At 51.5% G+C, this 13,102-nt stretch carries 10 protein-coding genes; all 10 read left to right on the top strand.

Going from position 1 to position 13,102, the window contains the following annotated elements:
• Positions 1-381: 381 nt before the first annotated feature.
• The 10 genes from murB (at position 382) to QZQ29_RS06600 (ending at position 12,454) form a co-directional block, all read left to right on the top strand.
• Positions 382-1,290, top strand: coding sequence for a UDP-N-acetylmuramate dehydrogenase (murB, locus tag QZQ29_RS06645; RefSeq protein ID WP_296961463.1), 909 nt, complete (start codon positions 382-384; stop codon positions 1,288-1,290).
• A 351-nt stretch (positions 1,291-1,641) separates the two neighbouring features.
• Positions 1,642-2,475, top strand: a complete 834-nt coding sequence (locus QZQ29_RS06640) for a hypothetical protein (protein WP_296961461.1) — start codon at positions 1,642-1,644, stop codon at positions 2,473-2,475.
• 10 nt (positions 2,476-2,485) lie between these two features.
• Positions 2,486-3,100, top strand: coding sequence for a phosphoribosylanthranilate isomerase (locus QZQ29_RS06635; RefSeq protein WP_296961458.1), 615 nt, complete (start codon positions 2,486-2,488; stop codon positions 3,098-3,100).
• A 563-nt stretch (positions 3,101-3,663) separates the two neighbouring features.
• A complete protein-coding gene (locus tag QZQ29_RS06630; protein ID WP_296961455.1) occupies positions 3,664-4,947 on the top strand; it encodes an O-acetylhomoserine aminocarboxypropyltransferase/cysteine synthase family protein in 1,284 nt (427 codons plus the stop codon).
• A 1,389-nt stretch (positions 4,948-6,336) separates the two neighbouring features.
• The gene (locus QZQ29_RS06625; RefSeq protein ID WP_296961453.1) at positions 6,337-6,894 is read left to right on the top strand and encodes a gamma carbonic anhydrase family protein; all 558 of its coding nucleotides are present in this window, start codon (positions 6,337-6,339) and stop codon (positions 6,892-6,894) included.
• 722 nt (positions 6,895-7,616) lie between these two features.
• Positions 7,617-8,471: a transporter substrate-binding domain-containing protein gene (locus QZQ29_RS06620; RefSeq protein ID WP_296961450.1), complete on the top strand. Its 855-nt coding sequence runs from the start codon at positions 7,617-7,619 to the stop codon at positions 8,469-8,471.
• A 31-nt stretch (positions 8,472-8,502) separates the two neighbouring features.
• The gene (locus QZQ29_RS06615; protein WP_296961448.1) at positions 8,503-9,348 is read left to right on the top strand and encodes a transporter substrate-binding domain-containing protein; all 846 of its coding nucleotides are present in this window, start codon (positions 8,503-8,505) and stop codon (positions 9,346-9,348) included.
• The gene (locus tag QZQ29_RS06610; protein WP_296961445.1) at positions 9,345-9,509 is read left to right on the top strand and encodes a hypothetical protein; all 165 of its coding nucleotides are present in this window, start codon (positions 9,345-9,347) and stop codon (positions 9,507-9,509) included. Before QZQ29_RS06615 ends, QZQ29_RS06610 begins: the two co-directional genes overlap by 4 nt.
• Before the next feature lie 83 nt (positions 9,510-9,592).
• Positions 9,593-10,462 carry a transporter substrate-binding domain-containing protein gene (locus QZQ29_RS06605; protein ID WP_296961442.1) on the top strand — a complete coding sequence of 290 codons (870 nt, stop codon included), beginning with the start codon at positions 9,593-9,595 and terminating at the stop codon, positions 10,460-10,462.
• A gap of 714 nt (positions 10,463-11,176) precedes the next feature.
• The gene (locus QZQ29_RS06600) at positions 11,177-12,454 is read left to right on the top strand and encodes a diaminopimelate decarboxylase (RefSeq protein ID WP_296961439.1); all 1,278 of its coding nucleotides are present in this window, start codon (positions 11,177-11,179) and stop codon (positions 12,452-12,454) included.
• The last annotated feature ends 648 nt before the right edge of the window (positions 12,455-13,102 follow it).

Genomic DNA, 13,102 nt, shown 5'->3' with positions numbered 1-13,102 from the left:
AGTCAGTCGAAGTTGGCCCATAGCCTGCCCATAAAAGGGCCTTCCTTTTAATCGACTGACCGTTAGCGCTGTCAAACTTAAGAACCCTCCGGCCAAAGGCCGGTCAATCTTGAGAACCTTTTCCCGCCCCCTTCTACACAACCCGCCGCCGTCAGGCGGTCCCAACCTGCGCCGTCGGGCGCGCCCCTTTTTCAAAAGCTTCGGCGACAGCCGCTGCCACAACCCTCCGGCCAAAGGCCGGTCAATCTTAAAAACCTTTCGCGCCCAAAGGGCGCAGAACCCCTTACATTCCCATAAAGTATTTCATAATTTCCATTGACTGCCATGGTGGTCAAATTTATAATAATATGAGTAACTAATTCAATGGGAAAGAGAAGATCTATGAATAATGCATATGCTGAGGTTTTTGCCACGGTTCTTGGCGAAAACCAGATTAAAATCAATGAACCCATGAGCCGCCATACCACCTTTGGCATTGGCGGTCCGGCGGACTGCTTCCTGATTCCGAAGACGGCAGAGGAGCTCTGTATTGTGACCAGGCTGGCCCATAAGTACGGCATGCCTGTTTTTGTACTGGGCGGGGGAGCGAATCTCCTTGTGCGGGACAAGGGCATCCGGGGCGTGGTGGTTTTCACCGGCAGGCTCCAGAAAATCGAACAGAACGGGAACCTTCTGAAGGTGTCCAGCGGCGTTTCTACAGCCCAGGCAGCGCGGGCGGCCTATGAGAGCGGCCTGTCGGGCATGGAGTTTGCCAGCGGCATTCCCGGCACCATTGGCGGCGCCGCCTATATGAATGCCGGCGCCTATGGTGGGGAAATGTCGAAAATCATCGTTTCTGCCACCACCTGCGACCAGAAGGGAGACCTCATTACCTATGATGCCAGGGATATCCGCTATTCCTACAGGCACAGCCTTTTCATGGAAAACGGGGAAGTGATTGTGGATATCACCCTTTCCCTGAAACCGGGAAACAAGAAGGATATCAAGGCTTTGATGGACGATTTGAATAACCGGAGGAGAACGAAGCAGCCCCTGGAGAAGCGGAGCGCCGGCAGCACTTTTAAGCGTCCGGACGGCCATTTCGTAGGGCAGATGATTGAAGAGCTGGGCCTTAAGGGCTTTGCCGTAGGGGACGCAGCGGTCAGCGAAAAGCATGCCGGTTTCCTCATTAACAACGGTCACGCCAGCTGTGAGGACATGCTTTCCCTTATCCATGAGGTGCAGAAAAAGGTGAAGGCAGAATATGGTGTGGACCTTCACACGGAAGTGCAGATAGTAGGGGAAGAATAATCCCGTTTCCTGTGCGACCCTTCAGGCCGGTTAAACTGTAGAACCCTCACGCCCATAGGCGTGTCTAGGGAAGCGCTGATTAAATCGTTATCGGATTTCATTCTTGGATTTTTATTCAATGCAAGGAATAAGTCGACGCGAATAGCGAGCTATTTAAGGAGACTTATGACGAAGCATTGGATAAAAATACATATGAAATTCGATTCTGCGAATGAATCAGTGCTTCCCTAGGTGCGCACATCTTTTGAACCCACAGAAAGGGCCTTGAGAAATGTTCATCATTTCATCAAGACCCTTTTTATATGCCTTCATGGTATAATGGTGAAAAGAAATCATGAAAGGAGAATGGCTATGGAAGTGATTGGATTTTACGGGCCGCCGGGTACCGGGAAGAGCGACAGGGCCCTGGTGATAGCCTATGAAAATAAAGCATCCTGCATTATTGATGACGGCATCCTCATCTATCACAGCCGCATTGTAGCAGGGAAATCGGCGAAAAGGGAAGAAAGCCGGCTGAAGGCGGTGCGGCGGGCCATTTTCTGGGATAAGGAGCAGCGGGATGAGGTGAAGGCGGCGCTCCTGAAAATCAATCCTAAACGGGTACTCATCCTGGGCACTTCGGACCGCATGGTGGTGACCATTGCCAAGGCGTTGGAGCTTCCCATGCCTGCGAAATACATCCGTATTGAAGATGTGGCCCGGCCGGAGGATATGCTGAAGGCCAATGAGGCCAGAAATAAGGAGGGAAAGCATGTCATCCCCGTGCCTACCATGGAACTGAAGCCCTATTTCAAAGGATACATGGTGGACCCCCTTCGCTTTTTACGGAGCAGGAAAAAGGAACCGAAGCGGTTCAGCGAATGGAATGAAAGGTCCGTGGTTCGTCCTGTTTTCAGCTATTACGGCAAGCTTACTTTTTCCGACAAGGTCATAGAGGACCTTGTCAATTACGCCGCCGGCGGGCTGAAGAAGATTAAAATCCGTCACGTGCGGAGCAAAAAGAGCGAAAGCCAGGTGAACGGACTCATCCTTTATCTGGATGTCACTGTCCGCACCGGCACGCCCCAGGATATTAAAAATGTGATTCACACCATGCGGGATAGAATCCAGCGGGAAATCGAATATACCACCGGCATGTCCCTGGAAACCATCAAAATCAACCTTACCACCGGTGTGGCATGGTAATGGAGGGGCCATGAGGACAAGAATTAAAATATGCGGTCTCACATCGCCGAAAGAAGCGGCCTATCTTCCTCCGTCCCAGGTGGATTTTGCGGGCATGGTGCTTTTCTGTGAAAAAAGCAGAAGAAACATCACCATAGAAGAAGCGGCGGAAATCATGAAGGCCCTGCCCCGTGAAATTAAAAGGGCGGCAGTCACCGTTTCACCTACCCTGGCCCAGGCAGAGCGCATAGAAGAGGCAGGTTTCGATGTGCTGCAGGTTCATGGCAGCTTGGACAAAGAAATTCTTTCTAAAGTGCATATCCCCATCATCCGTGCGGTGAATGTGAAGGACCGGGTGCCCCTTTTTGAAGAGCATCCCCGGATTTCTGCCTATCTCTTTGACGCGGCGGCTCCGGGCAGTGGGAAACCCTTCGACTGGGCCTGTCTGGAAAAGATTCCTGCCAGGGGGCGGAAATTTATCCTGGCCGGCGGTTTGACGCCTTCCAACGTGGGAGACGCCATCAGGAAGGTCCATCCCTGGATGGTGGACGTTTCTTCCGGTGTGGAATATGATGGAAAAAGAGGGAAGGACCCCGATAAAATCAAGGCATTTATCCATGCTGTAGAGGAAGCGGAGGGAAAATAATATTTCTCAAAGGTCATATTTTTTCTTGACAAAATGAAAATGCCGTGGTAAAGTTGATTCAACTTCAAACGAGGAAGAAAAGAGTAGGGTCCTGAATACAGCAAAGCGAGTCCGGAGAGTGGAAGCGGATATGGATAGGGATGTGAAGTGCATTTCTGAGTTTGGCGGGCTAAAGGAAAACGTAGGCCTTCCCGGGAGCTCCCGATACAGAGCGCGGGTATGCGGCATGACCAAGTACCTCATGAGCTGCCTGTGGCAACGCAGGTGGAAATATTAGGTGGAAACACGAGTCTCTCGTCCTGGTAAAGGACGGGAGTTTTTTTATTTATAAGCCGTCTTTTCAGAGAGACCGTGTGTACATATCCGGGAGACGCCCGATACAGCGCAGAGGTACAGGAACGTACCTTCACGGCAGAGTCCGGACAGGAAAATTTCCTGGGAAGATTCCTATAAGAAGAGGAGGAATAGGATATGGCAGGGATACGATGTCGAAGAGACAGCATGATGTGAAACTATAATTTGACTGAAAAATAACCTATGAAATAGATACGGAGGCAATTATTATGGCAGACAAGAAATATCGTTTTGAAACCCTTCAGCAGCATGCAGGACAGGTACCGGATCCCACCACAGGAGCCAGAGCTGTTCCGATTTACCAGACCACTTCCTACGTATTCCACGACGCACAGGAAGGGGAAGACCTCTTTGCCCTTCGGAAGCCCGGCTTCATTTACGGCCGTCTTACAAACCCAACCCAGGACGTACTGGAAAAGAGACTGGCAGCCCTGGAAGGAGGCACCGCAGGCCTGGCAGTAGCCAGCGGCGCTGCGGCTGTGACCTACTCCATCCTGAACATTGCCGGCGCCGGCGATGAAATCGTTTCCGCTTCCACCCTCTACGGCGGCACCTATGAACTCTTCACCGATACCCTTCCGCAGCTGGGCATTCATACCAAATTCGTAAACCCGGACCATCCGGAAGAAATCGAAGCAGCCATCACAGAAAATACAAAGGCTGTGTACATCGAAACCCTGGGCAACCCGGCCATCAATATCCCCGACTTTGACGCCATCCGCGACATTGCCCATGCCCATCATCTGCCGGTGCTCATCGACAATACCTTTGCCACCCCTTACCTCTTCCGTCCGCTGGAACATGGCCTTGACGTAGTCATCCATTCCACCACCAAATTCATCGGCGGCCACGGAACCACCCTGGGCGGCGCCATCATTGAAAACGGCAAATTCGACTGGAACCAGCCGGAAAGATATCCCCATTTTGCCAACCCCGACGCTTCCTACCACGGCATCAATTTTGCCACCGACGTACCGGGCGCAGGCTTTGTCACCCGCATCCGCGCCAAGGTCCTCCGCGATACCGGCGCAGCCATTTCCCCCATTTCCTCCTGGTTCTTCATCCAGGGCCTGGAAACCCTGTCTCTCCGCGTAGAACGTCACGTATCCAACGCCCAGAAGCTGGCTGAATTCCTTGAAAAGCATCCGAAGGTGGCTAAAGTCAACTATCCGGGCCTCGAATCCTCTCCGTACCATAAGCTCCAGCAGAAATACCTGCCCAAGGGCGCAGGCTCCATCTTCTCCATCGAACTGAAGGACGGCTTCAAGGCAGCCAGAGACTTCATCGACAACCTGGACATTTTCTCCGACCTGGCCAACGTAGGGGACTCCAAGTCCCTGGTGGTTCATCCCGCTTCCACCACCCACCAGCAGCTGGATGAAGAAGCCCAGAGAGCCGCCGGCATCACCCCAGGCACCGTCCGTATTTCCGTGGGCATCGAAAATATCGACGACCTCCTGGAAGATGTGGAACAGGCACTTTCTAAAATCTGATTCTTAGGAAATACCATAAAGGGCGGCACCCGGGAACGGGGCGGCACCAATATAAACCAATATAAAAGGGGCTGTGAAAAAATGTTCAATCATTTCTTCACAGTCCCCTTTTTATTTTGAAATGAGGGCTCTTTCTTCTATTTGCGAGACCGTCAGCAGCCGGGCGGAGCCATGAGAAACACCGAAAATTGACGCCAGATAGCTCCTTCCCGCCGACTGGTATTTACTACCGATTGTCTCATATGCTTCGAGTACCGAGATTCTTCGCCTGCGGCTCAGAATGACAGTGTGGGCGGGAAGGAAAGCACGTAACGAAGGCTCCTTCCTCAGGTGGCAATCCTGCATAGGATTGCCAAGTCGGGCAAAGTTGGCCCTGCGTAGAGCAGCAATGGAGCAACATTATCATTCTTACACTTCTACACCCTTTGCCTCTTCGAGGCGTTCCCCTCAAGGGGAAACGAGAAATTTAGAGGCACTTTCCTTTTGTTTGCCCGACCGGAATGGAGCTGGGCGAAGCCCTGAGGAACACCGAAAGATTCTGGGCTGACTGCTTAGTGGCTCCTTCCCGCCGACTGGTATTTATTACCGAGTGACTCATCTGTGGCGCGTACCGAGATTCTTCACTTCGTTCAGAATGACGATGAGGGCGGGAAGGAAAGCATGAAACGCAGTCTGACGTCTGATATCTGATTTCTATCGTCTAATCCACGCCCCTATCCTCCGTCGCCTATGGCGACACCTCCTTCCTATGGAAGGAGGCTTTAGCTCTCCGTCATGCAGCACTGGAGACACAAAACCCAATCCCGTAACGTCCTTGCGCCCCCTTTAGGGGGAGAGGGCCACGAAGTGGCGCGGGGGTGTACGAGGCTGCAAGCCGAAAAGATACTCTATGCTTTCCTGACTGCCAATCGGCAGCCTTCCCGCCGACTGGTATTTAACAGCATTTGCCTCATAAGTGACACGTACCGAGATCCTTCGCTGCGCTCAGGATGACGGTGGGAGGCGGGAAGTAAAGTACGTAACGCTGACTATATACTCATCGCCGCCAAAGGCGGCGATACCTTCCCCTCTGAAACCTTTGAACCCTCTGAACCTTTTGAACCCGAGCCACGCCGTGGCTCCAATGGCGATACCTCAACCCTCGGCCCGTAGGGCCGTCAAACTTAAGAACCCTCGGGGCGAAAGCCCCGTCAATCTTAAGAACCTTTCGCGCCCAAAGTGCGCAGAACCCTTTGAACCCAGCTCCTCCAAAGAAGTCCTATCTAATAATGTGTATAAGTTATATGAATTGAGAAAAATCTAAAAATATCATAGCTAAGCTGGACAAGTTATAGTATAATATAAACATAGAAATATCGAAATGCATTTAATATTTTAGGAGGCATTTACATGTATACTTTATCTACCGTAGAATTTAACGGAAAAATTCCGCAGATTGATACCAATGCTTTTGTAGCTCCCCACACCTTCCTGTCCGGCGATGTCAGAGTCGGCAAATATGCCAGCATCTGGCCAGGCGTCGTAGCCAGGGGCGATGTGAACTATATTTCCGTAGGCGAATGCTCCAATGTGCAGGACCTCTGCTGCCTCCATGTAGCAGACGACCATCCCTGCATCATCGGGGACTATGTCACCATCGGCCACAGCGCTGTGGTTCATGCCTGCACCATTGAAGACCATGTACTCATCGGCATGCATGCCACCATCCTTGACGGCGCAGTTATCGGCAGAGGCTCCATCGTAGCTGCCGGTGCCGTAGTTCTGGGAGGTACCAAGATTCCGCCGAACTCCCTGGTAGCCGGCGTTCCGGCCAAGGTGGTCCGCACCATTGACCGCATGAAGAATATCCATGCCCAGGCCATTAAGTACAAATGCGAATGGTCCATCGGCTACGGCGTGAAACCGGATATTGATGGCGAACTCTATCACGGCGAAAAGATTGTGTAATGGATTTCATGATGAAATAAAAATCATCCCGGAAGCATTTCCGGGATGATTTTTTATGGAGACGTTTTTTTGCATTCGACAGGAGGAAAATGGGGAGCTGGGCGAAGCCCTGAGGAACACCGAATCTTTAACAAAGAACTGACGCCCCTATCCTCCGTCGCCTAACGGCGCCACCCCCTTCCTGGGGAAGGGGGCTCTGGCACTTCGTCATGCAGCAGTAGTGACACAAGGGTAAATCCCGTAACGTAAGGCTCCTTCCTCAGGAAGGAGCTGGGCGGAGCCCTGAGGATAGGTCCGAAAAAACTTTCCCAAGAACTGACGCCCCTATCCTCCGTCGCCTAACGGCGCCACCCCCTTCCTAGGGAAGGGGGCTCTGGCACTTCGTCATGCAGCAATAGTGACACAAAGGTAAATCCCGTAACGTAAGGCTCCTTCCTGAGGAAGGAGCCTTAAAGCTGCGGCGAAAGCCGCCACCACAACCCTCCGGCCATAGGCCCGTCAAAACCAAGAACCCTCCGGCCAAAGGCCGGTCAATCCTGAGAACCTTTTTCCACAACCCTTCTACACAACCTGCCGCCGCAGGCGGCCATAACCTTCGGGCCCGCAGGGCCCGTCCACCTTTTCCCAATCCTTTGAACCAATAATCTTATACGGCCCTCTTGCATTTTAATACACAGAGATGTATATTTATAAAAAATAAAGTATTTTATGGTGGAGGCAGAATGATGAAGAAAATCTTGAAAGCAGCAATGATCGGTCTGGCAGCAGCGGGCATGCTTTTGGCAGGGGGCTGCGGAAGTTCGGAGGTGCCGAAGTCACAGGCCGGGAGTTCTTCCCAGAGTGCCCTGATGCAGAAAATCAAGAAGGATGGTAAACTGGTGGTAGGCACGGCTTCCGGTTTCCCGCCCTATGAATTTCTTGACACCTCTGTGAAGGACCAGAAGAAAATCGACGGCATTGATATGAAGCTGGCGGAAGCGGTGGCGAAGAAACTGGGCGTGAAGCTGGAGGTGCAGGACATGACCTTCCAGTCCCTTCTTTCTTCCATTACCACAGGGAAGGTGGATATTGCTATTTCAGCCATCAACCCCACGGAGGAAAGAAAGAAGACCGTGGATTTCTCCCATAACTATCTGGAAGGAAAGCAGACCCTGCTGGTACGGAAGGAAGATGAAGGAAAGTACAAGTCCCTTTCCGATTTTTCCGGTAAGAAGATAGCGGTGCAGAAATCCACCATCCAGGAAAAGCTGGCCACCGAGCAGATTCCCAATGCCCAGATTGTGGCCCTTGCCAAGGTGCCCGATGCCCTGCTGGAACTGAAGCAGGGGAAGGTGGACGCCGTGCCGGTGCAGAATATTGTGGGCGGGCAGTACCTGGTTACCAATGAGGACCTTTCGCCTACGAATATTTATTTCGAAAAATACAGCGGAGGCTCCGCTGTGGCAGTACCTAAGGGAAGCGACGATGTGGTGGCTGTGATTAATGAAGTCATTAAGGAAAACCAGGAAAATGGAAACATGGATAAATGGGTTGACGAAATGACGAAGAAAGCGGTGGCCAACGCGCAGTCCAAGTAACTGCCGATTTCCCCAAAGGAGGGAACCTGTTATGAATAAAACCATGAAAGCCGTACTTTTAGGAGCGGCCCTGGCAGGCACTATGCTGGCCGCGGGCTGCGGAGATTCTTCCACCGCCAAGAGCGGCTCCGCCTCCGGCACATCCCAGAGCAAGCTCATGCAGACCATCAAGCAGAGAGGAAAGCTCATCGTAGGCACATCCTCCGGTTATCCGCCCTATGTATTTGTGGATGCGGAATCTCCGGACAAAAAGGTCATTGGCCTGGATATGGAAATGTGCAAACAGATTGCGGACAAGCTGGGCGTTCCCATGGAAGTGCAGGACATGAGCTTCTCCGCCCTTCTTTCCTCCGTCACCGCCGGCAAGGTGGATATTGCGGTAGGCGGCGTATCGCCTACGCCGGAAAGGGAAAAGGCCATGGCCTTCTCCGACCTCTACCTGCCTACGGAGCAGAAGCTGCTGGTACGGAAAGAAGATCAGCATAAATTGAAGACCATGGCAGACCTGAAAGGCAAGGTCATCGGCGCTGAAAAATCCACCACCCAGGAAGCTACGGCCCAGAAGGTGGAAGGGGCTACGGCCATCGGCCTTTCCAGCGTGCCCGATGCGGTTTTGCAGCTTAAAAACGGTAAACTGGATGGCATCGTGTTGGAAGGGGTGGTGTCGAAGCAGTACCTGGTGTACAACGACGACCTGGCCCTGGCGGATGTACAGTTTGAAGGAGCCAAGAAGGTATCCGCCGTGGCGCTCCAGAAGGGGAACGACGACGTGCTGAAAATTATTAACGACGTGATTAAACAGGACACCGAATCGGGCCAGTTTGACAAGTGGGTGGATGAATACAGTAAGATTGCCATTGAAAAGGCAGGAAAATGATTTCAAAAACAGCAGGTATAGAGGCCTGCTGTTTTTTTATGCATAAAATACAGAAAAATGCATTTAACAGAGAGGAGGAGAAAGCAGGAGAATGTCATATATTTACGGATTTCAGGCGGAGAAACGGAAAATCAGGAAATAAATTTCAAAAATTATTATGAATATTTATTGACATAAGCGCATAAATATGCTAAACTCTATGCAAGTTAAGAAAAGAACTCCATTCTTGAAGGTGAAAGGGTGTATGAACATGATGAACAAGAAAAATGTACTGAAAATGATGGCTTTAGGTATGGCAGCGGTGGCAGTATTCGGACTGGCCGGCTGCGGCGGCAGCTCGGCAGGAAGCAAGAGCGCTTCTTCCCAGACCCAGAAGGAAAGCCCCCTCATGCAGAAAATCAAATCCAGCGGCAAACTGGTGGTAGGTACCGCTTCCGGCTATCCTCCCTATGAATTCGTAGATACCTCTGCCGGAGAAAAGAAGGTTATCGGCATTGATATGGAACTGGCCCAGAAGGTGGCAGACAAGCTGGGTGTGAAGCTGGAAGTACAGGACATGAATTTCCAGGCCCTCCTTTCTTCTTTAACCGGCGGCAAAGTGGATGTGGCCATTGCAGGCATTAACCCCACTGACGAAAGAAAGAAATCCATGGACTTCTCCGCCGACTACCTGCCTACAGAACAGAAAGTCATCATCCGTAAAGCAGATGCAGACAAATACAAGAAAGTAGAAGACCTCTACGGCAAGACCATCGGCGTCCAGAAATCCACCACCCAGGAAGCACTGGCCAAGGAAAAAATCAAAGACGCTAAAATCGTGGGCCTGGCCCATGTGCCGGAAGTGGTGCTGGAACTGAAACAGGGCAAAGTGGACGGCCTCGTAGTGGAAGGCATTGTAGGCGAGCAGTATGTCATCTTTAATGACGACCTCATGTTCTCTGACATCAAATTCCCGGGAGCCGTCAAGAACTCCGCTGCCGCCGTGCAGAAGGGAAATGAAGATGTGCTGGCAGTCATCAATGAAGTCATCAAAGAAAATACAGACAACGGCAACTTCAAGAAATGGACCGAAGAATACAGCAAGAAAGCCGTTGCTAATGCAGATAATAAATAAGTAAAAGGAAAACTGCAGCGCCCTCGCGCTGCAGTTTTTTTGTGGCAGAATTCTGCAGCAGTAGTGACACAAAGATAAATCCCGTAACGAAGGCTCCTTCCTCAGGAAGGAGCTGGGCGAAGCCCTGAGGATAGGTCCGAAAGATTCTGGACTGACTGCTTAGTGGCTCCTTCTCGCCGACTGGTATTTATTACCGAGTGACTCAAATGCGGCAAGTACCGAGATTCTTCGCTTCGCTCAGAATGACGATGAGGGCGGGAAGGAAAATCCCGTAACGTAAGGCTCCTTTCTCAGGAAGGAGCTGGGCGGAGCCCTGAGGATAGGTCCGAAAGAACTTTCCCAAGAACTGACGCCCCTATCCTCCGTCGCCTACGGCGACACCCCCTTCCAAAGGAAGGGGGCTTCAGCACTCCGTCATATACTACTTGTGACACAAAACGAAATCCCGTAACGCTGACTTCATACTCATCGCCGCCAAAGGCGGCGATACATTCCCCTCTGAACCCTTTGAACCTTCTGAACCCTTTGAACCCGAGCCGCCTAGCGGCTCCATTGGCGCAGCCTCGCCCCTTTGAACCCGCTGAACTCACATTTCAATAAATTCTAATTGAAAGATATGAATGCCGATATGGTCAAGACTATGACCGTATGTTATAATTAGCTAACTTCAGATGATTTTAGCTGATAAGAATAGAGAAAGAGGGGCTTATATCCATGAATCAAAAAACTATCCCGTTTTCCGATGAATTAATCCGTGATATAGCTGCCAAGTATGGCACACCTTTTCATATTTACGATGAGAAGGGCATTCTTGATAATGTAAAACGGCTGCAGAAGGCCTTTTCCTGGAATCCCAATTTCCATGAATATTTTGCGGTGAAAGCCACACCGAATCCGTGGATCATGAAAAGCCTCAAAGCTTTGAACGTAGGCTCCGACTGCAGCTCCCTGGCAGAACTGGTGCTTTCTGAAACCGTAGGTATCAGGGGAGAGGAAATCGTTTTTTCTTCCAACGATACTCCGGATGAAGAATTCATCAAGGCCAATGAACTGGGTGCCATCATTAACCTGGACGATGTGTCCAACCTGGATGATCTGGAAAGGCTCCACATTGTGCCGGACAAAATCTGCTTCCGCTACAACCCGGGACCGGAACTGGCCAGAGGCAATGCCATCATCGGCAAGCCGGAGGAAGCCAAGTACGGCATGACAAAAGAGCAGCTCATGACCTGTGTGGACTGGGCTAAGAAAAAGGGTATTTCCTACATCGGCATCCACACCATGGTCATTTCCGCAGAGCTGGAACTGCCGGGACTTCTGGGCACCATTTCCATGATGTTTGACCTGGCCAATGAAATCAGGGATAAAAAGGGCGTCACCGTCAGCTTCATTGATTTCGGCGGCGGCATTGGTATTCCTTACCGTCCGGAACAGGACCCCGTGGATATCGAAGGCCTTGGGGAAGGGGCAAGAAAGCTCTTTGAAGAAAAGATGAAGGGCTTTGACCACACCCGCATCTGCTTTGAATGCGGCCGTGCCATTACAGGACCCTATGGCTTCCTGGTGACCAAGGCCATCCATTACAAACACATTTACCGCGACTACATCGGCGTGGATGCCTGCATGGCAGATCTCATGCGCCCCGGCATGTACGGCGCCTACCACCATGTCACCGTACTGGGCAAGGTAGATGCGCCTAAGGACCATGTATACGACGTGGTAGGTTCCCTCTGTGAAAACTGCGACAAATTCGCCATCCAGCGGCCCCTGCCGGAAATCGAAACCGGTGACCTCATCGTCATCCATGACACCGGCGCCCACGGCCACAGCATGGGCTACAACTACAATGGCCGCCTCCGTCACCAGGAAATCATGGTCCATGAAGACGGCAGCGTGCAGCAGATTCGCCGCAATGAAACCCTCTTCGACCTCTTCGCCACCCTTGATTTCCCGAACCTGGAAGAAAACACCGCAAAGGTTACAAGGAAATAATTTCTTAACCTGAAAAGCCACAGACTTAGAGCCTGTGGCTTTTTCTATGAAATTGGGAGGCTATGGTATGCACGTAACGCCGGCTCCTTCCTCAGGTGGCAATCCTGCATAGGATTGCCAAGTCGGGCAAAGTTGGCCCTGCGTAGAACAGCAATGGAGAGCATTGTCATTCTTACCCTCGTACACCCTTTTGCCACTTCGTGGCACTTCGCCCCGGTGGGAAGCGTGTCACTTGATTCTCGGTCGCCTTTGGCTCCTTACGAATCAAGTTCCCTGGCCACCTCAAGGGGAAACGAGAAATTTAGAGGGGCCTTCCTTTTGTTTGCCCGACCGGAATGGAGCTGGGCGAAGCCCTGAGGAACACCGAAAATTCCTTGGTTGACCTGACACCCCTATCCTCCGGTCCCTTCCCGCCTACTGGTATTTACGGCTGATTGTATTATAAGCGGCATGTACCGAGATTCTTCACTTCGTTCAGAATGACGAGTGGGGCGGGAAGAAAAGCATGAAACACAGTCTGACGTCTGATATCTGATTTCTATCGTCTAATCCACGCCCCTATCCTCCGGCACCTATGGCGACACCTCCTTCCTATGGAAGGAGGCTTTAGCTCTCCGTCATGCAGCACTGGAGACACAAAACCCAATC

This window comes from uncultured Dialister sp., assembly GCF_900538805.1.
Taxonomy (GTDB): domain Bacteria; phylum Bacillota; class Negativicutes; order Veillonellales; family Dialisteraceae; genus Dialister.
The sequence above is the reverse complement of the archived record's forward strand: the minus strand, read 5'-3'. Positions and strand labels throughout refer to the sequence as shown.